This window comes from Psychrobacillus sp. FSL K6-4615, assembly GCF_038008225.1.
Taxonomy (GTDB): Bacteria; Bacillota; Bacilli; order Bacillales_A; family Planococcaceae; genus Psychrobacillus; species Psychrobacillus psychrotolerans.
In genome coordinates this window covers 3,680,282-3,704,123 of sequence record NZ_JBBOYQ010000001.1, presented here as the reverse complement: position 1 = coordinate 3,704,123, position 23,842 = coordinate 3,680,282, and the positions used below count along the sequence as shown (strand labels likewise).

25 protein-coding genes are annotated in these 23,842 nt (G+C 35.4%); 23 read left to right on the top strand and 2 right to left on the bottom strand.

What is annotated here, in order from left to right; genetic code table 11:
• Positions 1 to 516: 516 nt before the first annotated feature.
• The 11 genes from rpmH to MKX53_RS18705 all read left to right on the top strand — a co-directional run bounded on the left by rpmH (position 517) and on the right by MKX53_RS18705 (position 10,370).
• Positions 517 to 651 (top strand): 50S ribosomal protein L34, encoded by a 135-nt coding sequence (rpmH, locus tag MKX53_RS18755; protein ID WP_090567297.1) that lies wholly within the window; start codon positions 517 to 519, stop codon positions 649 to 651.
• 64 nt (positions 652 to 715) lie between these two features.
• Positions 716 to 1,063 (top strand): ribonuclease P protein component, encoded by a 348-nt coding sequence (gene rnpA / locus MKX53_RS18750; protein ID WP_093538016.1) that lies wholly within the window; start codon positions 716 to 718, stop codon positions 1,061 to 1,063.
• Between the two features lie 65 nt (positions 1,064 to 1,128).
• Positions 1,129 to 1,899 (top strand): membrane protein insertase YidC, encoded by a 771-nt coding sequence (gene yidC / locus MKX53_RS18745; protein WP_340764299.1) that lies wholly within the window; start codon positions 1,129 to 1,131, stop codon positions 1,897 to 1,899.
• On the top strand, positions 1,896 to 2,639 hold the full coding sequence (gene jag, locus MKX53_RS18740; protein WP_093538014.1) for an RNA-binding cell elongation regulator Jag/EloR: 744 nt from the start codon (positions 1,896 to 1,898) through the stop codon (positions 2,637 to 2,639). The genes yidC and jag overlap by 4 nt, the downstream gene beginning before the upstream one ends.
• 235 nt (positions 2,640 to 2,874) lie before the next feature.
• Complete coding sequence (gene mnmE / locus MKX53_RS18735) at positions 2,875 to 4,260, top strand: tRNA uridine-5-carboxymethylaminomethyl(34) synthesis GTPase MnmE (protein ID WP_340913179.1); 1,386 nt, start codon at positions 2,875 to 2,877, stop codon at positions 4,258 to 4,260.
• 22 nt (positions 4,261 to 4,282) lie between these two features.
• A complete protein-coding gene (gene mnmG, locus MKX53_RS18730) occupies positions 4,283 to 6,172 on the top strand; it encodes a tRNA uridine-5-carboxymethylaminomethyl(34) synthesis enzyme MnmG (RefSeq protein ID WP_340913176.1) in 1,890 nt (629 codons plus the stop codon).
• Between the two features lie 23 nt (positions 6,173 to 6,195).
• Entirely contained in the window at positions 6,196 to 6,912 is a 717-nt protein-coding gene (gene rsmG, locus MKX53_RS18725) for a 16S rRNA (guanine(527)-N(7))-methyltransferase RsmG (RefSeq protein WP_340913175.1), read from the top strand.
• Positions 6,913 to 7,000: 88 nt separating this feature from the next.
• Positions 7,001 to 7,870: a nucleoid occlusion protein gene (gene noc, locus MKX53_RS18720; protein ID WP_093538010.1), complete on the top strand. Its 870-nt coding sequence runs from the start codon at positions 7,001 to 7,003 to the stop codon at positions 7,868 to 7,870.
• A gap of 134 nt (positions 7,871 to 8,004) precedes the next feature.
• A complete protein-coding gene (locus tag MKX53_RS18715) occupies positions 8,005 to 8,766 on the top strand; it encodes a ParA family protein (RefSeq protein WP_340913173.1) in 762 nt (253 codons plus the stop codon).
• Positions 8,759 to 9,601: a ParB/RepB/Spo0J family partition protein gene (locus MKX53_RS18710; protein ID WP_093538008.1), complete on the top strand. Its 843-nt coding sequence runs from the start codon at positions 8,759 to 8,761 to the stop codon at positions 9,599 to 9,601. Before MKX53_RS18715 ends, MKX53_RS18710 begins: the two co-directional genes overlap by 8 nt.
• Positions 9,602 to 9,665: 64 nt before the next feature.
• Entirely contained in the window at positions 9,666 to 10,370 is a 705-nt protein-coding gene (locus MKX53_RS18705) for a DUF554 domain-containing protein (RefSeq protein ID WP_093538029.1), read from the top strand.
• Here the strand turns inward: MKX53_RS18705 and yyaC are convergent.
• Positions 10,326 to 10,928 (bottom strand): spore protease YyaC, encoded by a 603-nt coding sequence (gene yyaC, locus MKX53_RS18700; RefSeq protein WP_093538007.1) that lies wholly within the window; start codon positions 10,926 to 10,928, stop codon positions 10,326 to 10,328. The genes MKX53_RS18705 and yyaC overlap by 45 nt on opposite strands.
• 78 nt (positions 10,929 to 11,006) lie before the next feature.
• Between yyaC and MKX53_RS18695 the strand changes: the two genes are divergently transcribed.
• The 3 genes from MKX53_RS18695 to ychF all read left to right on the top strand — a co-directional run bounded on the left by MKX53_RS18695 (position 11,007) and on the right by ychF (position 13,246).
• Positions 11,007 to 11,825, top strand: coding sequence for a mechanosensitive ion channel family protein (locus MKX53_RS18695; protein ID WP_340913171.1), 819 nt, complete (start codon positions 11,007 to 11,009; stop codon positions 11,823 to 11,825).
• Between the two features lie 33 nt (positions 11,826 to 11,858).
• Positions 11,859 to 12,059, top strand: a complete 201-nt coding sequence (locus tag MKX53_RS18690) for a DUF951 domain-containing protein (RefSeq protein WP_093538005.1) — start codon at positions 11,859 to 11,861, stop codon at positions 12,057 to 12,059.
• A gap of 86 nt (positions 12,060 to 12,145) precedes the next feature.
• On the top strand, positions 12,146 to 13,246 hold the full coding sequence (gene ychF, locus MKX53_RS18685) for a redox-regulated ATPase YchF (RefSeq protein ID WP_093538004.1): 1,101 nt from the start codon (positions 12,146 to 12,148) through the stop codon (positions 13,244 to 13,246).
• Between the two features lie 215 nt (positions 13,247 to 13,461).
• On the opposite strand, the gene MKX53_RS18680 is transcribed toward ychF, so the two are convergent.
• Complete coding sequence (locus MKX53_RS18680) at positions 13,462 to 14,019, bottom strand: DUF3267 domain-containing protein (protein WP_340913168.1); 558 nt, start codon at positions 14,017 to 14,019, stop codon at positions 13,462 to 13,464.
• Positions 14,020 to 14,187: 168 nt separating this feature from the next.
• Between MKX53_RS18680 and rpsF the strand changes: the two genes are divergently transcribed.
• The 9 genes from rpsF (at position 14,188) to MKX53_RS18635 (ending at position 23,622) form a co-directional block, all read left to right on the top strand.
• Positions 14,188 to 14,496 carry a 30S ribosomal protein S6 gene (gene rpsF / locus MKX53_RS18675; protein ID WP_093538002.1) on the top strand — a complete coding sequence of 103 codons (309 nt, stop codon included), beginning with the start codon at positions 14,188 to 14,190 and terminating at the stop codon, positions 14,494 to 14,496.
• Positions 14,497 to 14,535: 39 nt separating this feature from the next.
• The gene (gene ssb / locus MKX53_RS18670) at positions 14,536 to 15,036 is read left to right on the top strand and encodes a single-stranded DNA-binding protein (protein ID WP_093538001.1); all 501 of its coding nucleotides are present in this window, start codon (positions 14,536 to 14,538) and stop codon (positions 15,034 to 15,036) included.
• A gap of 49 nt (positions 15,037 to 15,085) precedes the next feature.
• Positions 15,086 to 15,322: a 30S ribosomal protein S18 gene (rpsR, locus tag MKX53_RS18665; protein ID WP_093538000.1), complete on the top strand. Its 237-nt coding sequence runs from the start codon at positions 15,086 to 15,088 to the stop codon at positions 15,320 to 15,322.
• 232 nt (positions 15,323 to 15,554) lie between these two features.
• Positions 15,555 to 16,496: a YybS family protein gene (locus tag MKX53_RS18660; RefSeq protein WP_093537999.1), complete on the top strand. Its 942-nt coding sequence runs from the start codon at positions 15,555 to 15,557 to the stop codon at positions 16,494 to 16,496.
• 12 nt (positions 16,497 to 16,508) lie between these two features.
• Positions 16,509 to 18,485, top strand: a complete 1,977-nt coding sequence (locus MKX53_RS18655) for a DHH family phosphoesterase (RefSeq protein WP_340913165.1) — start codon at positions 16,509 to 16,511, stop codon at positions 18,483 to 18,485.
• The gene (gene rplI, locus MKX53_RS18650) at positions 18,482 to 18,931 is read left to right on the top strand and encodes a 50S ribosomal protein L9 (protein WP_093537997.1); all 450 of its coding nucleotides are present in this window, start codon (positions 18,482 to 18,484) and stop codon (positions 18,929 to 18,931) included. Before MKX53_RS18655 ends, rplI begins: the two co-directional genes overlap by 4 nt.
• A 12-nt stretch (positions 18,932 to 18,943) precedes the next feature.
• Positions 18,944 to 20,299 (top strand): replicative DNA helicase, encoded by a 1,356-nt coding sequence (dnaB, locus tag MKX53_RS18645; protein ID WP_093537996.1) that lies wholly within the window; start codon positions 18,944 to 18,946, stop codon positions 20,297 to 20,299.
• A 202-nt stretch (positions 20,300 to 20,501) separates the two neighbouring features.
• Entirely contained in the window at positions 20,502 to 21,788 is a 1,287-nt protein-coding gene (locus MKX53_RS18640) for an adenylosuccinate synthase (RefSeq protein ID WP_340913163.1), read from the top strand.
• A 355-nt stretch (positions 21,789 to 22,143) separates the two neighbouring features.
• Positions 22,144 to 23,622, top strand: a complete 1,479-nt coding sequence (locus tag MKX53_RS18635) for a M23 family metallopeptidase (protein WP_340913161.1) — start codon at positions 22,144 to 22,146, stop codon at positions 23,620 to 23,622.
• The last annotated feature ends 220 nt before the right edge of the window (positions 23,623 to 23,842 follow it).

The window sequence follows — 23,842 nt, the reverse complement described above, 5'->3', positions numbered from 1 at the left end:
TTATCTAGTCTCCTTTACTGCGGATTTGTTAGTTAAACTTTTTTTCAAAAAATAATATATGTATTACAAAATTCGACATATACACAAATCCACTGCCTGTGGATAAACGTTATAAAGTTATGGGAATAAACTTATCCACAGATTACTAACAACTGTGGATAAGAAAAAGGAACGAAAAATTTTTGAAAAAGTAAAACACAAATATCGTAACAAAAAATCATTGAGATTACAAGAAATTTAAGGGTTATCCACAATTATTTAATTATTAACAATATAAGTTGTCCACAACACAATGATATGTGCAGAATATGTTCATAAGTGCTGTGGATAATTTTTTAGGGAAATTTGTTACACACAGTGCTATAATTTAATACCTTGCGAATTGTGGATAACTAATTGTAGTTTGTTCATTAGCTAATTATTGAAAGCCATTGACAAAACCACTAGAAGTTATATATAATATCGGAGACTGTCTTACGAAGATTGAAGATGATCACTCAGGAGGTGTCATATAAGATGAAACGTACATTCCAACCAAATACACGTAAACGTGCCAAAAATCACGGTTTCCGCGCACGTATGAGTACTAAAAACGGTCGACGCGTTATTGCAGCCCGTCGTGCTAAAGGAAGAAAAGTATTATCAGCATAAGTCCACTGACCATTTCAGTGGTCTTTTTTTCTTTTAAAACGAATTAGTTGGAGCTGGTGAGAACATGAATAAGAAACAACGTATTAAAAAGAATGCAGAATTCCAAACCATTTTTAAAAAGGGGAAGTCTTTTGCGAATAGACAATTTGTTGTTTACTGTTTAAATAAAGAAGAAGACTACTACCGAGTTGGATTATCAGTCAGCAAAAAGGTTGGGAATGCAGTAGTTCGTAACCGCATTAAACGATATATTAGACAAACCTTCCTAGAAATACATGATCAAGTATTTCCAAACATGGACTATATTATTATCGCCAGAAATCCGGCGGCCAAATTAGACTTTCATGAAACTAAAAAAAGTATAGAGCATGTTTTAAAAGTTGCTAAAGCTTTAAATAAGAAAAGTAAGTAGTAACTTTCCAAGGAAATGTTAAAATACAATGAAGAGATATATAAGACTTATTAGGGGGAAGAAGGTTGAATAAACGTTTATCACTTGTACTATTATTAGTAGTAACTACTGCTTTGCTTGCAGGATGTACAGAGTTCAATGAGCCAATCTATGATAAATCAGAAGGGTTTTGGAATGAATACATCGTATGGCCATTAGTATCATCTATAACGTTTTTTAAAGAATTATTAGGGACATATGGTTTGGGTATTATTGCCGTAACAATAATTATTCGTTTAGTGTTACTACCATTAATGATAAAACAAACGAAAAGCTCTAAAAATATGCAAGAAGTCCAACCCGAGTTAACAAAGCTAAAAGAAAAATATAGCTCGAAAGATGCTGTAACGCAGCAAAAGTATCAGCAAGAGATGATGGCCCTCTTTAAAGAAAGAGGAGTTAATCCTGCTGCTGGATGTTTACCGGTATTCATTCAAATGCCGATATTGATCGGTTTCTATCACGCCATTAGCCGTATGAATAATACACCAGAAATTAATCTTGGAGATTTTATTGGCTTTGCTTTAGCGGAACCAAGTATTTTCCTAGCTATCTTGGCAGGTCTTATGCAATTAATTGTTTTACGCACAGGTCCAGCAATGGATAATCCTCAAATGAAGTTAATGATGTACATTATGCCATTTATGATTATGGGATTTGGTGTCGTTTTACCAGCTGCCTTGACGTTGTATTGGGTTATCGGAAATATTATTTCCATCATTCAAAATTTATTCATTTACAAACCTTGGAACAGACCAAAAACAGAACCTGTTAAAACGGGAGGACCAAAAAAATGAATCAGATTACACAAACTGCACCTACAAAAGAAGAAGCTATAACGGTTGCACTGGAAAAGCTTGGCGTTTCCAGAGATGACGTGTCAATTATATTAGTGGAAGCAGGTAAAAAAGGTTTTCTTGGATTTGGAAAAAAGCCTGCAGTTGTTGAAGTAACTGTTTTGAAAAAAGAACAAGAAATAAAAGAAGTAAAAGTACAAGAAGTAGAAAAGGTTGAAGAAGTAACCGAATTAGAAGAGACAGTCAAAAAAGAATCGGTTATGGAAGATGTACCAACAATTACAAATGAACAAGCAGTGGAAGAAACAAAAAGTTATATAAAAGAGATTGCAAAAGAAATGAATATAAATGATCTAGTTATTAATGAGAAAAGAGACGGGAAGTTTATCTATCTTCATTTAAATAGTGAGAAAGCTGCTATATTAATTGGAAAGCGTGGACAAACGTTAAATGCATTAGAAAACTTATCACAATTAGTTGCAAATAAATTTTCTAATTCTTTTATCATTATAAAGTTAGACGTTGGTGATTATAGAGAACGAAGACAAGAATCATTGGAGCAACTGGCAGAAAGAATGGCAGACAAAGCTATTCGAACTGGTAGTAAGGTAGAATTTGAACCGATGTCCTCATTTGAACGGAAAATAATTCATAATGCATTGTCTGTACGAGTGGATATTGAAACCTATTCAGTGGGAACGGATCCAAATCGTTATTTAGTTATCGAACCAATTAAATAATATTCCAACGGATTTCAGCTATGTTAAACACTGAAATCCGTTTTTATTTCATTAATTAATTTTATCTCGAGTCTTGCTATCTATTAGCGAACTTTAGGTATTTTTGTTCACATATGAAAAAGTTTCTATACTTCTGATTTTAGTCGTTTTATGGTATTGTTATATGTTAGATAGTCTTGTTCGGTTTACTTATACACATGTGGATAAGTAAGGATTTGTAAGGAGGTGGACACTTGTGGAATTTGATACAATAACTGCTATCTCAACTCCAATGGGAGAAGGTGCCATTGCTATAGTGAGATTAAGCGGATCTAGTGCAATAGCTATAGCAGATAAAATATTTCGTTCACCAAGCGGAAAAAGTTTATTTGAACAAAGTTCTCATACCATTCATTATGGTCATCTAATTGATCCTAAAAATGGTGAGGTTGTAGAGGAAGTTATGCTGTCCCTTATGAAAGGACCCAAAACATTTACAAGAGAAGATGTCATTGAGATAAACTGCCATGGAGGACTAGTTTCTGTTAATCGAGTACTTCAGCTAGTCTTAATAAATGGTGCCCGACTAGCAGAACCGGGTGAGTTTACCAAACGTGCTTTTTTAAATGGGAGAATTGATCTTTCACAAGCTGAAGCTGTAATGGACTTAATAAGAGCAAAAACAGACAAAGCGATGAATGTTGCATTAGGGCAAATGGAAGGTCGATTATCTAGACTTATTGCTACATTGAGGCAAGCACTCTTAGAAACATTGGCGCAAGTAGAAGTAAATATCGACTATCCAGAATACGATGATGTAGAGGAAATGACACTTCCATTAATGATAGATAAATGTACGTGGGTTAGTGAAGAAATCGACAAATTACTTTTGACATCATCTCAGGGGAAAATACTACGAGAAGGATTATCTACTGCGATTATAGGTAGACCGAATGTAGGGAAGTCTTCTCTTTTAAATAGTTTAATACAAGAAAATAAAGCAATTGTGACGGATATAGCAGGAACAACTAGGGATATTATAGAAGAGTACGTTAATGTACGAGGCGTCCCATTAAAACTGGTCGATACTGCAGGTATTCGAGAAACAGAAGATATTGTAGAAAGAATCGGCGTAGAAAAGTCTAGGCAGGTACTAAAAGAAGCAGATCTTATATTACTTGTTTTAAATAGTGCTGAGAAGTTAACCATAGAAGACAGAAGATTGTTTGAAGCAATTGAAGGAATGGACTATATCGTTATCATAAACAAAACTGATTTACCAACCGAAATAGAGATAGATGAAGTAAGAAAATTATCAGGTCATAAACGTATTGTTACTACTTCTTTACTAGAGGAACAAGGGGTAAATGAATTAGAAGAAGCGATTGCCTCTTTGTTCTTTGAGGGTACAATTGAAGCCACTGATCTGACATATGTATCGAATGCTCGACATATATCATTATTGACTTTGGCAAAATCAACTATTACAGATGCGTTAGAAGCAGCACAGAATGATGTGCCTGTAGATATGATTCAAATAGATGTTACTAGAACATGGGAAATACTAGGTGAAATAACAGGGGATACAGTCGAAGAAAGTTTGATTGATCAACTGTTTTCACAATTCTGTTTAGGAAAATAAGAGACGAGAGGAAGTTACGAACATGCCGAAGTTTGAAGCGGGCAAGTTCGATGTGATTGTTGTTGGAGCAGGACATGCAGGTGTGGAAGCGGCTTTAGCAGCTGCTAAAATGGGTGCAAAAACCTTAGTTCTAACAATAAATCTTGATATGATTGCATTTATGCCTTGTAATCCATCGATCGGAGGACCTGCAAAAGGAATTGTTGTGCGTGAAATAGATGCACTTGGCGGGGCCATGGGAAAAGTTATAGACAAAACACATATTCAAATGAGAATGCTTAACACAGGGAAAGGACCTGCTGTTCGAGCATTACGTGCACAAGCTGATAAAGTACTTTACCAAAATGAGATGAAGCGTCTTTTAGAAGAGCAAGAGAACTTAACAATTCATCAAGCTGTAGTAGAGGAATTACTAGTGGAAGACGACAAAATTGCTGGTCTAGTGACACAAGTAGGAGCAGTTTACCGTGCAGAAACAGTCGTAATTACGACTGGGACTTTCTTACGTGGTGAAATTATTATAGGCGACTTGAAGTACTCAAGTGGACCTAATAATCAGCAACCTTCTATAAAATTAGCGGATAGTATCCGTGACTTAGGTTTTGATCTAGTTCGTTTCAAAACAGGTACTCCACCGCGTGTAAATAGTAAAACTATAGATTATAGTAAAACAGAAATCCAACCCGGGGATGATGTTCCAAGAGCTTTTAGTTTTGAGACGACAGAATTTATTATGGATCAATTACCTTGCTGGTTAACTTATACAAGTGAAGTAACGCATCAAATTATTAATGATAATTTACATTTATCACCGATGTATTCTGGTATGATTAAAGGAACTGGTCCAAGGTATTGCCCTTCAATTGAAGATAAGGTTGTACGCTTTAACGACAAGCCTCGTCATCAAATTTTCTTAGAGCCAGAAGGTAGAAATACACGAGAGGTGTATGTTCAAGGGTTATCTACTAGTCTTCCAGAACATGTACAACGTCAGCTGTTAGCCTCTGTTCCAGGACTTGAAAATGCAGAAATGATGCGAGCAGGATACGCAATTGAGTATGATGCAATGGTACCAACTCAATTATGGCCAACATTAGAAACTAAAAAAGTAAAAAATCTATATACAGCGGGTCAAATAAACGGTACTTCTGGTTATGAAGAAGCAGCAGGTCAAGGTTTAATGGCAGGAATAAATGCTGGTTTACGTGCACTTAAAAAAGAAGAAAAAGTATTGAGCAGATCAGATGCATATATCGGTGTATTAATTGATGACTTAGTAACGAAAGGAACTAATGAACCATATCGTTTACTTACTTCCCGTGCAGAATATCGTTTATTACTTCGTCATGACAATGCTGATTTAAGACTGTTGGAAATTGGATATGAAATTGGATTAGTTTCGGAATCACGATATAGTAAATTCTTAGAGAAAAAGAAAAGAGTAGAAGATGAGTTAGTTCGTTTACGATCAACAATGATAAAACCAAATGAAGTAACTCAAGCTTTAATAAAAAGTGTAGCTGGTAGCGAATTGAAAGATGGAATTCGTGCAGCAGATCTTTTAAAACGAACAGAAATGAACTATGATTTAGTAGCTCAATTGTCACCTTCTGAGGTAGAATTATCTATAGAAGAAAAAGAACAAGTAGAGATACAAGTTAAGTATGAAGGGTATATCGATAAATCTCTTCAGCAAGTAGAAAAACTTAAAAAAATGGAAGACAAAAAAATTCCTGAGAATATCGATTATAATGCTATTAACGGTATTGCTACAGAGGCAAAACAGAAACTGATGCAAGTCCGACCATTGTCGATTGCTCAAGCATCTCGAATTTCAGGAGTAAATCCAGCAGATATATCTATTTTACTTATATATATAGAACAAGGAAAAATAGCGAAAATTTCTGGGTAGTCTAAAATGATAAGGAGAACTACATGAACGAAGAACAATTTGTAAAAGCCCTTCAAGAAAAAGGAATAGATTTGAGTAGTACTCAAGTAGAACAATTCCAAATTTATTTTAAGTTACTAGTGGAATGGAACGAGAAGATGAACTTAACTGCCATAACGGACGAGCCTTCTGTTTATTTAAAGCATTTCTTCGATTCCATTAGTGCTTCTTTTTATGAGGATTTCACAGGAAAATACTCAATTTGTGACGTTGGAGCAGGTGCAGGTTTTCCTAGTATTCCTTTGAAAATTTGTTTTCCTAATTTAAGTGTTACAATAGTAGACTCTTTAAATAAGCGAATTCAATTCTTAACACATCTTAGTAAAGAACTTGGGTTAAAAAATGTTCACTTTGTTCATTCTCGAGCAGAAGATTTTGGACAAAATAAGGAATATAGAGAAAATTTTGATATAGTAACTGCTAGAGCTGTTGCGAGACTTTCTGTGTTATCTGAACTCTGCCTTCCTCTCGTTAAAGTTGGAGGGAAGTTTATAGCGATGAAAGCAGCAAGTGCTTCTGAAGAACTAAAAGAAGCTTCTAAAGCATTATCCGTTTTAGGTGCTGAAAAAACATCAGATTATTCTTTTTTATTACCATTAGAAAATAGTGAAAGAACGTTGTATGTCTTTTCTAAAACTAAAAGCACACCGAAAAGATACCCTCGAAAACCAGGTATTCCAAACAAAACACCAATTATTTAATGAGGAACGTTCCACGTGAAACATTTAAGGTATAAATTTAATCGTGAATATTTTGTGTATAGAGTTTCGAAAAGGTGGTGCGAGTAAGATGAAAAGTCCGTTTTCACGTTTTTTTGGAAGTTCTGAAAAACAAGGGCAAGAAGAGCTGATTGAGCCAAGGCAAAATCACTTAGAAGAAGTTTTAAATATAGCAATTGAGAAAATAGTACCTAATAGATATCAACCTAGAACTGTTTTTGATGATGATAAAATTGAAGAACTAGCTAGAACTATTCATACTCACGGTGTGATTCAACCAATCATTATTCGAAAAATGGAAGATGAAAAGTACGAGATTATTGCTGGAGAACGTCGTTTTAGAGCGATGACAAAGCTTAAGTGGGCAGAAGTTCCAGCAATAATCCGTAACTTAAGTGATAAAGAAACTGCTTCTATTGCATTAATAGAAAACTTACAACGTGAAGAGTTAACGGCAATTGAGGAAGCGGTAGCATATCAGAAGTTATTAAAACTTCATGATCTAACTCAAGAAGCACTGGCCCAACGTCTAGGTAAGGGGCAATCTACAGTTGCAAACAAACTGAGATTACTAAAGTTACCTCAAGAAGTTCAAGAAGCTATTATGAAAAAAGAACTTTCGGAAAGACATGCTCGTGCGTTAATGGCTATTAAAGAAAAAGAAGTACAACTAGAATTGATGAATACTTCCATTGAGAAACATTGGAATGTGAAACAACTAGAAGAAAGGGTTAATGAAATTAATAACCCACCAGTTAAAGAAGATAAGAAAGTAAAATCAAGAAGAAAAGTAGTAAGTAAAGATGTTCGAATAGCATTAAATACGATTAAACAATCTTTATCTATGGTCACTAAAAGTGGTATTAATATAAAAACTGAAGAAGAAGATACAGAAGAATTCTATCAAATTACTGTAAGAATCCCTAAAAAGAAATCATAATATACTATTTTACTTTAACTCTCGCATAATTTTGCGAGAGTTTTTTCTTTTGTAACAAGAATAACATCCATTTCTATTCAAAATTTGATAGAATAAAGAAGTGGCTATTATATAGTAAGGAAGTTGGTGCAAGTGTGGGAAGAATTATAGCAATCGCCAATCAAAAAGGTGGGGTAGGAAAGACAACTACATCCGTGAATTTAAGTGCCTGCCTTGCATACTTGGGGAAGAAAGTATTACTAGTTGATATAGATCCACAGGGGAATGCTTCTAGTGGAGTAGGGGTTAATAAAGGTGAGGTTCAGCAATGTATTTATGATGTCCTCATTGATGATGTTAGTGTGAAAGATACAATCTTAGAAACAAAAGTTGAAAATTTACATATTGTTCCTGCTACTATTTCTTTGGCCGGTGCTGAAATAGAATTAGTCTCTACAATTTCTAGAGAAGTTCGTTTAAAAAGAGCCTTACAGGAAGTACAAGGTTTATATGATTATATTGTTATAGATTGCCCACCATCTTTGGGACTATTAACGATTAATTCATTAACTGCTGCAGATGCAATTATTATTCCGGTACAATGTGAATTTTATGCGTTGGAAGGTTTAAGCCAATTATTAAGTACAATTCGCTTGGTTCAAAAGCATTTAAATAAAAATCTTGCTATTGATGGTGTATTACTAACAATGTTTGATGCTCGTACAAACCTTGGTATTCAAGTAATTGAAGAAGTAAAAAAATACTTCCAAGATAAAGTATACAAAACAATAATTCCTAGAAATGTTCGTTTAAGTGAAGCGCCAAGTCATGGAGAACCAATTATTATATATGATCCAAAATCTAGAGGGGCAGAGGTATATTTAGAATTAGCGAAGGAAGTGATTCGTAATGGCTAAAGGATTAGGAAAGGGTATTAATGCATTATTCCCTGGAGAAGATTTAGATTTAGATCAATTAGAACAGGTTGAACAGATTCTAATCATCGATATTAAACCAAATCCTTTTCAACCTCGTAAAATATTTGACGAAGAAGCTCTGAAAGAACTTTCTGAATCTATTAAGGAACATGGTGTTCTGCAACCTATTATATTAAGAAAAAAAGGATCGAAGTTTGAAATAGTAGTAGGGGAAAGAAGATATAGAGCATCTCAGTTAGCAAATTTAGAAGCTATTCCTGCAGTTATAAGAGAACTTAATGATCAGCAGATGATGGAACTTGCAATTCTTGAAAATCTTCAGCGAGAAGATTTAACTGCAATTGAAGAGGCAGAGGCGTATCAAAATCTATTGGAGCATTTAAACTTGACTCAAGAACAACTTGCTTTTAGATTAGGGAAAAGTAGACCTCATATAGCCAATCATATTCGTTTACTCTCATTACCTCAGGTTGTTAGAGATGCTATCTCGGATGGGATTTTTTCAATGGGACATGGTAAAGCACTTCTTGGATTAAAGAAGAAAAAAAACATTCCACTAATTATGCAAAAGTCCATAAAAGAAAACTTAAATGTTAGACAGCTAGAGGCTTTAGTTCAGCGCCTAAATGAAAATGTTCCACGTGAAACAAAAAAAGTTCAGAAGGATATTTTTACTAAAGAAAAGGAATCTGAGTTAAGAGAATTATTTGGAACTCCTGTTTCTATCGTGAAAAACAAAGATAAAGGTAAAATTGAAATTGAGTTCTACTCAGATGATGATTTGGAAAGAATATTGCAATTGTTAGAAGATTAAAAACCTATTCTTAGGCAATGCCTAAGAATAGGTTATATTTTTAGCGGTGGAATGAGGCATGGTAATGGCACTATTTGGAACATTGATAAATGCTTTATTAATAGTAGTAGGGGCTATTATAGGTAGATTATTAAAAGGAATCCCGGAAAATATGAAACAAACTGTTATGAATGCAATTGGTATAGCAGTAGCTTTGTTAGGTATTCAAATGGGCTTAGAAAGTGATAATTTTGTTTTAGTCATTATATGTATTGTTTTTGGCGGAGTCATCGGGGAATGGATAGATCTGGATAAATGGTTAAACCGATTCGCACAATTTTTAGAAACTAAAATGGGATCTCCAAAGCAGGGGGCAGGAATTGCCCAGGGATTTGTTGCAGGAACGTTGATATTTGTAATAGGAGCAATGGGAGTACTTGGAGCTCTCAACGGAGGTTTACAAAACGACCATGAATTATTAATAAGTAAAGGGATAATTGACGGATTTACCTCTATTGTTCTTGCTGCAACTTTAGGAATAGGTGTTCTTTTTTCTGCAATTCCTGTAGCCATCTATCAAGGAGTAATAGCTTTGTTTGCTACTCAAATAACAAAAATAATACCAGAGGCTGCACTTGAATTATTTCTTCAAGAAATGACAGCAACTGGTGGTATTATGATTATTGCTATTGGTCTTAATCTTTTAGGAGTAACGAAAGTGAGAGTGGCAAATCTATTACCAAGTTTAGTTGTCGTCGGCATTGCTGTTACTATTATTTATAACTTTTAAATTATAACGATGCCATGCTAAAAGTAGAGAACGAGATATGATTTTACCCATATCGTAAGTAAGGCTGAGACGGGTACTTTGTAAAACATTATATTCCATAAATCCTCCGATATTAACAATAGCTTTAATAGATACATCACCTATTGGTGGTAAATCTTTTTTAACTGCTTTGCCTGGAAACAAGGGACCACGTTGAACAATGATTTGTCCAATATTATTCACATTTCCTAAGCATGCGTCTATAGCAATAATGTATGGGGCTATGGAAGAGCTAAGGAGTGTATCTGTAATTTCTTCAATATTTAATGCATGTAAAGGATTGTCCAATGTACCTACAATTTCAAAAGGGAATGACTTGAGTTGCGATAAAAAAGAACCAGTCATTGGTCCAAGTGCATCCCCAGTTGAGCGATCAGTACCTATACAACAAAACACTAGATTTGGATGATCAAATGGTATTTGTTCTATAAAGTAGTTACTTAATCGCCAAACTGCACCTGTTTCTTTATAATAAATTGTAGAAGATTCGGAAATAGTATTAATAGCAGAAGAGTTCATATAATTTTACTCACTTTCTTTTTAAGTCAGTATATGCATCTAGGAAATTATTTATTCAAATGAGGTGGTAACAAGTTTATGGAAGAAAGGCTACAAAGTTTGAAGGATTATTTATTTACAGAAGAGACTTGGATTCAACTAGGACTTACCTTTTTTAAAGTAATACTAATCTTATTATTAACTGCTATTGCGGTGAAGTTTGGAAAACACATCATCCAAAAGGTATTTGCGGTCAGACAAAGAAGCCCTTTAGGCTATTCAGAGCGTAGACAAAATACATTACTAAAACTGCTTCAAAATGTTTTAACTTATGTTATTTATTTCAGTGCTATTATAGCTGTTTTAACTACATTTGGTATAAAAGTAGCCGGATTGTTGGCTGGGGCGGGAATTGTCGGTCTAGCAGTTGGTTTTGGTGCCCAAAGCTTAGTAAAAGACGTTATTACTGGTTTTTTTATAGTGTTTGAAGATCAATTTGCAGTTGGAGATCAAGTACAAATAGGAACAGCGAATGGAATTGTACAAGAAATAGGTTTACGAACGACAAAAGTGAAGAGTTATACCGGAGAACTTCATATAATTCCTAATGGTAGCATTTTAGTTGTTATAAACTATTCCATTTATAACTCACTAGCTTTAATAGACATTAGTATAGCACCTGAAAATGATATTCCATCTATGGAAAAGAATATTGAAGAATTTCTTGAAGGGCTACCAAACAGGTATGAAGAACTTGTGAAAACTCCTAGTTATCTTGGGGTACAAAGTTTTGATGCATCTGAAATAGTAGTGCGTTTCACCGCTGAGACTTTACCAACTAAACAAAATAGTATTGCTAGAAAAATTAGGAGAGATTTAATAGAATTTTTCGAATTGAAAGGCATTAAGATTTCATGACCCGATAACTATTTAAAATGAGTAGGTGACGAAATGGAAAAGAAGCAATTTCAACTAAATGATATTGTAGAAATGAAAAAACAACACCCTTGTGGAACAAACGCTTGGAAAATCATTCGAATGGGTGCGGATATACGTATAAAGTGTGAAGGATGCCAACATAGTGTAATGATTCCTAGAAAAGAATTTGAAAAGAAGATGAAAAAGCTCCTTGTGCAAGCGGATGCTGAGTAATGATAGACTTTTATAACTAAAATCAATATAATGAACAAGTTGTATATAAAGTTTATGGTTTAAAATAATGAAGGGTTGTGACATATATGGCTTTAACTGCAGGAATCGTAGGACTACCAAACGTAGGGAAATCTACATTGTTTAATGCAATAACAAAAGCTGGAGCATTGGCAGCAAACTACCCATTTGCAACGATTGATCCTAACGTAGGGGTAGTAGAAGTACCTGATAAGCGTTTAGATAAATTAACAGAGCTAGTAGTACCAAAGAAAACAGTTCCTACAGCATTTGAATTTACGGACATCGCGGGAATTGTAGAAGGCGCTAGTAAAGGGGAAGGACTTGGAAACAAATTCCTTGCTCATATACGTGAAGTAGATGCAATTTGTCAGGTTGTTCGTTGCTTCGAAGATGAAAATATTACACATGTATCTGGAAAAGTAGATCCAATCTCAGATATTGAAGTGATTAACCTAGAGTTAATATTAGCGGATTTAGAGAGCGTAGATAAACGCCTAGCTCGTGTAACTAAAATGGTAAAACAAAGAGATAAAGAAGCACTAGCAGAAGAACCAGTTCTTACTCGCTTAAAAGAAGCTTTCGAAGCTGGAAAATCTGGTCGATCGGTTGAATTTACGGAAGAAGAACAACGCGTAGTTAAAGGATTTCATTTGCTGACAACAAAACCAATGCTTTATGTTGCGAATGTATCAGAAGATGATATTATGGCTGATGGCGAAAATGAATATGTACAAAAAGTGCGTGCATTTGCAGCAGAAGAAGGCGCAGAGGTAATACTTATATGTGCAAAAATTGAAGAAGAAATGGCAGCACTAGAAGATGAGGAGAAAGCAATGTTCCTAGAAGAATTAGGAATTAAAGAATCTGGTTTAGATCAGTTAATTAAAGCTTCTTACTCATTAATAGGTTTAGCTACTTACTTCACAGCTGGAGTACAAGAAGTTCGTGCTTGGACATACCTTAAGGGTATGAAAGCACCTCAATGTGCAGGTGTAATTCACTCTGACTTTGAAAAAGGTTTTATCCGTGCGGAAACAGTAGCTTATGATGATTTGGTTGAAACTGGATCTATGGCAGCTGCAAAAGAAGCTGGTAAAGTTCGTTTAGAAGGAAAAGAGTATATCGTACAAGACGGAGACGTAATGTTATTCCGCTTCAACGTATAATAGAAAAAGGATTAGTGAGAAATCACTAATCCTTTTTTCTATTGAATAATAAGTATATGAAATGTACACAATCAATTAATTGAGTAGTACTCTCATCTATTAGATAGAGCACAGCTTCTGCTTAGATGTTAAAAGTAGTAAAATTGGTTTTGTATCCAATTATATAAAGTAGAGATCTAATTGATTGGAGCGCAAATCAATCGCATATCTCCCTTTTAATTTTGCGTGCTTTTTCTTAATACATATAACCTAGGCTTCACTGGATCATCTTTTATCAATAAATCATTTGGATATTTTCTGAGCTCCTTATACATGGCAAAGTCTCCAGCTGCTCCAGCAATTAACCAGGCACCCAACAGGACAAGTGAAAGAGAACCAATCCAAAAACCAAAAATCATTGGTAAAAATCCAGTAGCCCAAAAAGGAAGTAACAATGCTTTTTTCATGGCACTGTTTGGGATAGGCATAGTTGTAGTAGCATATGCTACCCCCATTTTTAGGTTGACCCCATAGTCCATACTATTCCAAGGTGCTTTACCAAAAAGCCAGAATCCAACGAGATGAAGGCACTCATGCAATATGATTAATACTACATAACCGATAAAGAACCAGAGGAAGTTCCAAAAAGAGAAAGTTATTTCGGTAATACTAGTTAACCAAGGAAATAGAATTAGCCCTGTTATAGATAAACCCACAGTTAGTCCAATGCTTTCCAATGCGACCTTTTTTAAATTGATATCAATTACGGCTAAAGTTTCTTCATTGTTTTCCATATACGTGCCTCCTATTTAAAATAAATATACCTCAATGAGTAAAATAATGACAATCATCCTTGATACGTTAGATAAACTATGTTACAATTCATTGATGTGAGTAATAGAATTACTTGCTCCTTGTCGGCTTTCAATAGTCGGCCAAAGACCATAGGGAGGTGTAAATAGATGAGAAAGTACGAATTAATGTACATTATTCAACCAGCAATCGAAGAAGATGCGAAGAAAGCTTTAGTAGAGCGTTTCCAAGATATCTTAACTTCAAATGGTGCAGAAATCATCGAAGCAAAAGAGTGGGGTAAACGCCGTTTAGCTTACGAAATCAATGACTTACGTGAAGGATTCTACCAAATCCTTAAAGTAACTGCTGATTCAAAAGCAATCGATGAATACACACGTTTAGCTAACATCAATGAAGACATTATCCGTCACATTGCTGTTCGTATCGATGATATTAAAGTTAAAGCAAAAAAATAAAACTGACTAAAAAAGCTGATCGAGGGAGGTTGTTTACTGATGATTAACCGTGTCGTATTAGTTGGAAGACTAACAAAAGATCCGGAACTTCGCTATACACCAAGTGGTGTTGCAATGGCTAGATTTACACTAGCTGTAAATCGTACATTCTCCAACCAACAAGGTGAAAGAGAAGCTGATTTTATCAACTGTGTCGTTTGGAGAAAACAAGCTGAAAACACAGCAAACTACTTGAAAAAAGGAAGTTTAGCTGGTGTTGAAGGACGCATTCAAACGGGTAGTTATGAAGGACAAGATGGAAAACGTGTTTATACTACAGACGTTGTTGCAGACAGCGTTCAGTTCTTAGAACCACGTAATAGCTCTGGAGGCAACCAAGGTGGACAATCATCTTCGGGGAATGGCCAGCAGCAATATTCAGCACCTTCATATCAGCAAAACCAACCATCGAATCAGCAAAATTATACACGTGTAGATGAGGATCCTTTTTCTAATAGTAGTGGACCAATCGAAGTATCGGATGACGACTTACCGTTCTAAAAAGCATTACTTAGCATGTTTACTTTAATCGAAAAGGAGGCAACCCGATATGGCAATTCGTCGCGGAGGCAAAAGACGCCGTAAAGTTTGTTACTTCACATCAAACAATATCGTACACATTGATTATAAAGATGTAGATTTGTTGAAAAAATTCGTGTCAGAACGTGGGAAAATTCTTCCACGTCGTGTGACAGGAACTAGTGCGAAGTATCAACGTAAATTAACACGAGCTATTAAAGTATCTCGTATCATGGCTTTACTTCCATTCTCTTCTGAAGAGAGATAAGTATAAATTAGAAAGACCGGGAAACCGGTCTTTTTTTTGTAAACTTTTAAAATACTTCAAGTCCTTCACTTTTATTGACAGATAAAGGAAAAGGGTGCCTTTACCTTCATACTTCCCCCGCATTTCAAGGCAAACATAGACGCTTGTACTTTTCTATACAGTATGTGGAATTTTAGTTGTTGTAAACAATCTGTTACAATGAATAGATGATTACATTAAAGGAAGGTCTTAAATGCAAAGAAATCAAACAAATTATTTAACTTATGGATCTATGATGATTGCGCTATTTGCTATTTTGTTGGCAATGTCAGTTTATGTTCCAGTACTAGGATTTTTCACGTCATTTATTGTACCGTTACCCCTTGCATGGTACAGTGCAAAGTTTGAAAGAAAACAAGCTGTATTTGTCACGGTGATTGCGATTATTATTTCTTTTGTTATTGGCGGAGTTTTTGGATTTATCTTTGGATTACTAGTTGGTCCGTTAGGTTTTCTCATTGGATATGCAATCCAGGCTAAAAAGTCCAAATTGTATATGCTCATGTCAACAGGGTTGTTTTTACTTTTAATGACTGCTGTACAATACATAATATCCATTTTGTTTTTAAATATGAATGTTTTGAAGCAATTAATCACGACCATTGAAGTATACTACGAACAACTGGGAAATATTATGTCTTCTTTTGGTCAATTGCCTGAGGGTTATGACGAGTTAGTTGAACAAAGCATAATGCTTATCGAATCAATTATGCCCAGCTATTTTATTGGCGGGGTGTTTATTAGTGCTTGGTTATATTTAATCATTAATTTATCGCTATTAAAAAAGTTGAAATTAAGTGTACCTAAGTTCCCTAAATTCATGGATTTTAGACTACCTAAAGCAGTGTTATGGTATTATTTAATCGTATCGATTTTCTCATTGTTTGTATCATTTGACGTAGGAACGTTTGGCTATTTAGCTTTGGTGAATGCAGCATTAATATTACGAGCTCTTTTGTTTTTACAAGGTGTTTCTCTAATACACTACTATTTTTATATAGAGGGATGGCCAAAATGGTCAATGATTCTTGCGACAATCTTTGCAGTTCCACTATATACATTCACTATTATAGTAGGGGTATTAGATTTAGGATTTAATATCAGAGGTTTTATAAAAGACAGATACAAAAAATAAGGAGCTGATCTAGTGGCATCTTTTTTTAGAAAACGGCCAATTCGATATCCACTCATATTGTTTTTACTTCTTAGTGGGGTTGCAACTTATTTATTACTGTCTATCAACACATTGATTGGACTATTGTTCGCTCTAATGGTAATTGGTGTATTCATCTATGCATGGATGATTGAACAACGTGTGTATGAAGAGACAGAAAAACATATAGAAACTCTTTCTTACCGGATGAAAAGGGTAGGAGAAGAAGCCTTATTAGAAATGCCAATCGGAATTTTACTCATAAATGATCAGTACATCATTGAATGGGCCAATCCGTACATGACCCAACAACTTCCATTCGATACGATTATTGGTGAGGAGCTTCTTTCGATATCAAAGGATTTTCAACAGCTTAAAAAACAGGAAGAATCTAAAGAAATGGTTATTTCCTTAGATGAAAAAAATTATAAAGTGTTTTATAAAGCGGAAGAAAAGCTTCTATACTTCTTTGATATAACCGAACAGATAGAAATGGAATCGCTCTATTATGGAGATCGAACAGTTATTGGTGTTCTGTTTATAGATAACTATGATGAAATATCACAAGGGATAGATGATCAAACTCGAGGAAGGCTTAACAGTCTGGTAACTTCCTCTGTGAACGACTGGGGAGCCAAATACGGAATTTATGTAAAACGGATTTCCTCGGATCGTTTTTTAGCCGTTTTTAATGAATCCATATTAGTAGAAGTAGAAAAAAGTAAATTTTCCATATTAGATGATATAAGAGAAACTACTGCTAAATTCGGATTTTCCCTTACTTTAAGCGTAGGTGTTGGTGCTGGGTCCACTTCCCTAGTAGAACTTGGAGAACTTGCTCAGTCCAGCTTAGATTTAGTATTAGGACGTGGTGGAGATCAGGTAGCGATAAAGCATTCAAGTGGAAAAGTGAAGTTTTATGGTGGGAAAACAAATCCAGTAGAAAAACGTACGCGAGTAAGAGCAAGAGTTATTTCCCATGCGCTACGTGATCTTATCCAGGATAGTGACCAAGTATTTGTTATGGGGCATAGAATGCCCGATATGGATGCAATTGGCTCTGCTGTTGGTGTAAGAAAAATGGTTGGTATGAACAAAGTAGAAGGTTATGTTGTATTGGATACTAATGAGTTGGATAATAGTGTTGTTCGTTTAATGGATGAGATCAAAGAACAACCAGAGTTATATAATCGTTTTATAAGCCCAGAAGAGGCATTAAGCAAAATTACAGACAAAACATTATTAGTAGTAGTAGATACACATAAGCCTAGCCTAGTTATTGATGAAAAGCTGCTTCAAAAAGCAGAGAAGGTAGTTGTGATCGATCATCATCGACGTGGAGAAGAATTCATCTCCAACACGATGCTGGTTTACATGGAACCTTATGCATCCTCTACTTCAGAGTTGGTAACTGAACTAATTGAGTATCAACCGAAAAATGAGAAGTTATCTATGTTGGAAGCAACATCCATGTTAGCTGGTATTATTGTTGATACGAAAAGCTTTACGCTACGTACAGGAGCAAGAACATTTGAAGCAGCATCCTATTTGCGTACGCATGGTGCAGATACAATTCTTGTTCAACGTATGTTGAAGGAAGACATTGACACCTATATTGAACGCTCTAAAATTGTTCAGACGGTAGAATTCTTTAGAGAAGGCATTGCTATTGCACATGGTATGGAAGACATCTCTTATAGTCAAGTATTGCTTGCTCAAACCGCTGATATCTTATTGACGATGAATAATATTGGTGCCTCTTTTGTAATAGGCCGGAGAAGTGAATCTACTATAGGAATCAGTGCCCGATCATTGGGTGATGTAAATGTTCAAGTTATAATGGAAAAGCTAAATGGTGGAGGGCACTTAACTAATGCCGCCTGTCAGTTAGAAGATACCACAATAGACGAAGCAATAATACTTCTAAAAAATGCAATTATAGATACAATCGAAGGAGGAAATGAAGAATGAAAGTAGTATTCTTAAAAGACGTAAAAGGTAAAGGGAAAAAAGGCGAGGTTAAAAATGTTGCAGATGGTTATGCACACAACTTCTTACTAAAAAACAAATTAGCGGTAGAAGTAAATGCAGCTGCATTAAGTGCTCTTGAAGGGCAAAAGAAAAAATCAGAAAAAGAAGCAGCTCAAGAGCTAGCAGATGCACAACAATTAAAAGAAACAATAGAGCAATTAACAGTAGAGTTAAAAGCAAAGTCTGGAAATGATGGTCGACTATTTGGCTCAATTACAACAAAACAAATTGCTTCTCAATTAGAAAAGTCACATGGTATAAAATTAGACAAACGCAAAATGGAATTAGATGATGCAATTCGAGCATTAGGATATACTAATGTTCCTGTGAAACTTCATCATGAAGTTGTAGCAACATTAAAAGTTCTTGTTGCAGAAGAAGCGTAAGGAGAGAGGTAAATGAGCGATCCAATGCTGGACCGTGTACCGCCACATAACCAAGAAGCCGAACAATCTGTCATAGGAGCAATATTTTTAGAACCACAGGCATTAATTACTGCAGGCGAGATCTTACTAGCTGAAGATTTTTATCGTGTAGCACATCAAAAAATCTTCCAGACGATGCTTCATTTAAGCGACAAAGGGAAGGCAATCGATGTTGTAACCGTGACGGAAGAACTTTCTGCTAAGAAGGAATTAGAAGATGTAGGTGGCATTTCGTATATTAGTGAGATTGCTAACGCCGTTCCAACCGCAGCAAATATAGCATATTACGCCAAGATTGTAGAAGAGAAATCTATTTTACGTCGTTTAATCCGAGTAGCTACTACCATAGTAGAAGATGGTTTTACTCGGGAAGACGAAGTAGAAGCATTGTTAGCAGAAGCTGAACGTAAGATGATGGAAGTTGCCAGCCGCAAAAATGCTGGTGATTTCGAGCATATTAAAGACGTTTTAGTGGAAACATACGATAATATAGAAAAACTTCATACAAGAAAAGGTGATGTTACTGGTATAGCAACAGGGTTCCGTGATTTGGATCGAATTACAGCTGGTTTCCAACGAAATGATTTAATCATTGTAGCTGCCCGTCCATCTGTAGGGAAAACTGCATTTGCACTAAATGTAGCACAAAATGTAGCGACCAAAACAGATGAAAATGTAGCAATCTTTAGTTTAGAGATGGGTGCAGAACAGTTAGTCATGCGTATGCTTTGCGCGGAGGGGAATATAGATGCTCAAGTACTCCGTACGGGGGCATTGACAACCGAAGATTGGCGCAAGTTAACAATGGCAATGGGAAGTCTTTCAAATGCAGGAATTTTCATTGATGATACTCCTGGTATTCGAGTTAATGAAATTCGAGCTAAATGTCGTCGCTTGAAGCAAGAGCACGGACTTGGAATGATTCTAATTGATTATTTACAGTTAATCCAAGGTAGTGGTGGTAGCCAAGCTAACCGTCAACAAGAGGTATCAGAAATTTCTCGATCATTAAAAGGCTTAGCGCGTGAACTGCAGGTTCCTGTTATTGCTCTGTCTCAGCTATCTCGTGGAGTGGAGCAGCGTCAAGACAAGCGACCGATGATGTCTGACTTACGTGAATCTGGTTCTATTGAGCAGGATGCGGATATTGTATCCTTCCTATACCGTGAAGATTATTATGACAAAGAAACCGAAAATCAGAACATGATCGAAATCATTATTGCAAAACAACGTAATGGTCCGACTGGAACAGTTACACTTGCATTCGTTAAAGAGTTCAACAAATTCGTTAATATTGATTGGAGTCAACACCAAGCACCACCTGCATAATTAGAAAAGAGCAAGAACTTAAAATTTCATTAATAATTTATAATGAAAATAGAACTTTATATCTAAAACACGAACAATAAATGCGCTTACACATTTTCTGTTCGTGTTTTTGTGTTAAATCAGTTGACTAAGGACACTTAGATTGGTACAATAACAATGTTTGAATCAGGACATACAAAATGTCTGACGGAGGTGCTGGCAAATGCCATCAGTAGTAGTAGTTGGAACACAATGGGGAGACGAAGGTAAAGGGAAAATCACAGACTTTCTATCCGAACACTCAGAAGTAATCGCACGTTACCAAGGCGGTAATAATGCAGGCCATACGATTATTTTTGGAGGAGAAACTTACAAGCTTCACTTAATTCCTTCAGGTATTTTCTATAAAGATAAAATTTCTGTTATAGGAAACGGAATGGTAGTGGATCCGAGAGCGCTTGTAAAAGAGCTAAAGGGATTACATGATCGTGGTGTTACAACTGAAAACTTACGCATTTCAAATCGTGCGCATGTTATTCTGCCATATCATTTAAAACAAGATGAAGTTGAAGAAGCTCGTAGAGGAGCAAATAAAATTGGTACTACAGGTAAAGGTATTGGACCAGCTTATATGGACAAAGCTGCTCGTGTAGGAATCCGTATTGCAGATCTTCTGGATTACGAAGTTTTTAAAGAAAAGTTAGAACTTAACTTACAAGAAAAGAATAGAATGTTTGAGAAGTTTTATGAAACAAACGGCTTTACATTAGAAGAAATTTTAGAAGAGTTTTATGGTTATGGACAAGAGATTGCTAAGTACGTTACAGATACTTCAAAGGTATTAAATGACGCATTAGATGATGGCCGTCGTGTATTATTTGAAGGTGCACAAGGAGTTATGTTGGATATCGACCAAGGTACTTACCCGTTTGTAACTTCTTCCAATCCAGTAGCTGGCGGAGTAACAATTGGTGCAGGAGTAGGTCCAACCAAGATCAGTCATGTAGTAGGAGTTTGTAAAGCTTATACATCACGTGTAGGTGATGGTCCTTTCCCTACGGAGCTATTTGATGAAGTTGGAAATCAAATCCGTGAAGTTGGTAAAGAGTATGGGACAACTACTGGCAGACCACGTCGAATTGGTTGGTTTGATACAGTAGTTATCAGACATGCACGTCGTGTAAGCGGGTTAACTGATTTAACTGTTAACTCTATTGATGTTTTGACTGGATTAGATACCGTTAAAATATGTACTGCTTATAAATATAAAGATGAATTAATTACAGAGTATCCAGCTAACCTTCGTATTTTAGGTGAATGTGAACCAATTTATGAAGAGATGCCAGGTTGGAGTGAAGACATTACTAAGTGTAAATCACTTGATGAACTTCCTGAAACAGCTCGTCATTACTTAGAACGAATTTCACAACTTACAGGTGTGCAAATCTCTATTTTCTCAGTAGGTCCAGATCGCACTCAAACAAACATCATTACAAGTGTTTGGAAATAATAAGCAAAAAAACCGTCATAAAGCATGCTTTATGACGGTTTTTTGTCTGTTAATGTAGAAATTCAGGAATTCGCTATTATATAAGTCTTCTATTATGACAAATATAACAAAGATATTTGGCGGTATATATATAATATATGAATATTTTGGAGATTACTAATTTATATAAATAGAGGCAATAGGTTAAAAGGATTATTTTATTATAAAAAATGTAAAAAATAACTAGTATATGGAAGTAATACTACAGTTTCTTTACAACGTCCTGTTATCCTACACATCTTCATTTCAAATATGTTAAATTAGAGTAGCGTGAAATGAAGTAAAAGTTTATATATAGTTTGGAAGGGGCTTTATCATGTTTTTGAAAAGTAAGAATGAGGAACAAAAGTTATCAAAACTGAATGTTCTATCAAACGGAAAGTCAAATATGGTGAAAAAAGCAGCCGTATCAGTTTTACTTATCTCAAGTATTTCATTTAATATGGCTTTTGCAAAAGAAAGTGAGAGCAGCACATTAAAAGAAATATACCATATATATACGAATGGTCAATATGTCGGGGCCGTTTCGGATCAAACAAAAGTACAGTCAATGCTTAACAAAAAGGTTGAAGAATCTAGCTCCCAGTTTAAGGATTTGTCTTTAACGGCTGGATCTAAGTTATCGGTAGTACCGGAACAAGTTTTTACTCCTAATACTGATGATAAAGCTACTCTTCAAAAGCTTGAGAGCTTAGTAGAAGTAGAAGCAAAAGCATTTGCATTATCGATCAATGACGAGATGGCAGTCTACGTCAAAGACTTAGATGCATACAACGAAGCTCTAAGAAAACTAAAATTACACTTTGTTTCAGAAGCAGAATTAAATATACTGGAAGCTAGAAATAATACTAGTGACACTTTACCCGACTTAAAAGAAAACGAAACTCGTATTTCTAATTTAATAATAAAAGAAAAGGTATCAGGGGTGACAGTAGAAACAAAACCTAGTCAGATTGTTTCACCAGACGATGCCGTGAAACTTCTTTTAGAAGGAACTTTAGAAAAAGAGTTATATACAGTTGCTACAGGTGACGTATTAGGAACTATTGCTGAAAAGCATAGTTTAACATCTGCTGGACTTATGGCACTTAATCCTGGGATAACAGATTCTACCGTATTACAAATAGGTCAAGAGTTAAACGTTACAGTCTTAAAACCACTTATTAATATAGAAGTACAGTATGAGAAAAAGGCTGTAGAAACTATGTTACATACAAAAAAAGTAGAAGAAACAGAAGATATGTATAAAGGCGATACGAAGGTAAAACAAGAAGGCTCGGATGGTCAAAAAGAGGCGACATACTTAATTAGTAAAGTGAATGGGTTACAAGTTGGGCAATCTGTAATTGAAGAGACAATTCTTGTGGAGCCAAAAGATCATATCGTTTTAAAAGGAACGAAAGTAATTCCCTCACGCGGCTCGGGTGTATTCGCTTGGCCAGCTGAAGGTGGATATATTTCTAGTAAAATGGGACATCGTTGGGGGCGCCAACATGAAGGCATTGATATTGCACGACCAAGTGGGTTTACGATAAAAGCAGCAGATAATGGAATAGTAGTTGCTGCTGGTTCGGATGGGACATATGGCAACCGTGTAATCATTGACCATCAAAATGGATACAAAACAACTTATGCTCATCTGTCGTCTATTTCTGCAAAAGTAGGTCAAGTAGTACCAACCGGCACTAAAATTGGAGTAATGGGAAGCACTGGACGTTCTACAGGAACTCATCTCCATTTCGAAGTGGAGAAAAATGGTGTGACGATTAACCCATTAACTGTATTAAATCAATAATGTATAGGAGACAGTCGTAATATGGACTGTCTCTTTTTTATCCAAGTAAAATAGAGTGCAAATCCCCACTGGCGGAATTTGCACTTTATTAAATTTCCTGGGAAATAATTCGACAAAGTGAGTCGAATTATGGGGCCATGACCTGTCAGGGATGCAGGAAGTTTAAAACAATGTTAAAGTAGATATGATTATTATTAAAAAAAATTACTTAAAATAAATA

What these genes read in the sequence shown, in the direction of transcription:
- rpmH (WP_090567297.1), top strand. Translation starts at nt 517, where the DNA reads ATGAAACGTACATTCCAACCAAATACACGTAAACGTGCCAAAAATCAC.
- rnpA (WP_093538016.1), top strand. Translation starts at nt 716, where the DNA reads ATGAATAAGAAACAACGTATTAAAAAGAATGCAGAATTCCAAACCATT.
- jag (WP_093538014.1), top strand. Translation starts at nt 1,896, where the DNA reads ATGAATCAGATTACACAAACTGCACCTACAAAAGAAGAAGCTATAACG.
- mnmG (WP_340913176.1), top strand. Translation starts at nt 4,283, where the DNA reads ATGCCGAAGTTTGAAGCGGGCAAGTTCGATGTGATTGTTGTTGGAGCA.
- rsmG (WP_340913175.1), top strand. Translation starts at nt 6,196, where the DNA reads ATGAACGAAGAACAATTTGTAAAAGCCCTTCAAGAAAAAGGAATAGAT.
- noc (WP_093538010.1), top strand. Translation starts at nt 7,001, where the DNA reads ATGAAAAGTCCGTTTTCACGTTTTTTTGGAAGTTCTGAAAAACAAGGG.
- MKX53_RS18710 (WP_093538008.1), top strand. Translation starts at nt 8,759, where the DNA reads ATGGCTAAAGGATTAGGAAAGGGTATTAATGCATTATTCCCTGGAGAA.
- MKX53_RS18705 (WP_093538029.1), top strand. Translation starts at nt 9,666, where the DNA reads ATGGCACTATTTGGAACATTGATAAATGCTTTATTAATAGTAGTAGGG.
- yyaC (WP_093538007.1), bottom strand. Translation starts at nt 10,928, where the DNA reads ATGAACTCTTCTGCTATTAATACTATTTCCGAATCTTCTACAATTTAT.
- MKX53_RS18695 (WP_340913171.1), top strand. Translation starts at nt 11,007, where the DNA reads ATGGAAGAAAGGCTACAAAGTTTGAAGGATTATTTATTTACAGAAGAG.
- MKX53_RS18690 (WP_093538005.1), top strand. Translation starts at nt 11,859, where the DNA reads ATGGAAAAGAAGCAATTTCAACTAAATGATATTGTAGAAATGAAAAAA.
- ychF (WP_093538004.1), top strand. Translation starts at nt 12,146, where the DNA reads ATGGCTTTAACTGCAGGAATCGTAGGACTACCAAACGTAGGGAAATCT.
- MKX53_RS18680 (WP_340913168.1), bottom strand. Translation starts at nt 14,019, where the DNA reads ATGGAAAACAATGAAGAAACTTTAGCCGTAATTGATATCAATTTAAAA.
- rpsF (WP_093538002.1), top strand. Translation starts at nt 14,188, where the DNA reads ATGAGAAAGTACGAATTAATGTACATTATTCAACCAGCAATCGAAGAA.
- ssb (WP_093538001.1), top strand. Translation starts at nt 14,536, where the DNA reads ATGATTAACCGTGTCGTATTAGTTGGAAGACTAACAAAAGATCCGGAA.
- rpsR (WP_093538000.1), top strand. Translation starts at nt 15,086, where the DNA reads ATGGCAATTCGTCGCGGAGGCAAAAGACGCCGTAAAGTTTGTTACTTC.
- MKX53_RS18660 (WP_093537999.1), top strand. Translation starts at nt 15,555, where the DNA reads ATGCAAAGAAATCAAACAAATTATTTAACTTATGGATCTATGATGATT.
- rplI (WP_093537997.1), top strand. Translation starts at nt 18,482, where the DNA reads ATGAAAGTAGTATTCTTAAAAGACGTAAAAGGTAAAGGGAAAAAAGGC.
- dnaB (WP_093537996.1), top strand. Translation starts at nt 18,944, where the DNA reads ATGAGCGATCCAATGCTGGACCGTGTACCGCCACATAACCAAGAAGCC.
- MKX53_RS18640 (WP_340913163.1), top strand. Translation starts at nt 20,502, where the DNA reads ATGCCATCAGTAGTAGTAGTTGGAACACAATGGGGAGACGAAGGTAAA.
- MKX53_RS18635 (WP_340913161.1), top strand. Translation starts at nt 22,144, where the DNA reads ATGTTTTTGAAAAGTAAGAATGAGGAACAAAAGTTATCAAAACTGAAT.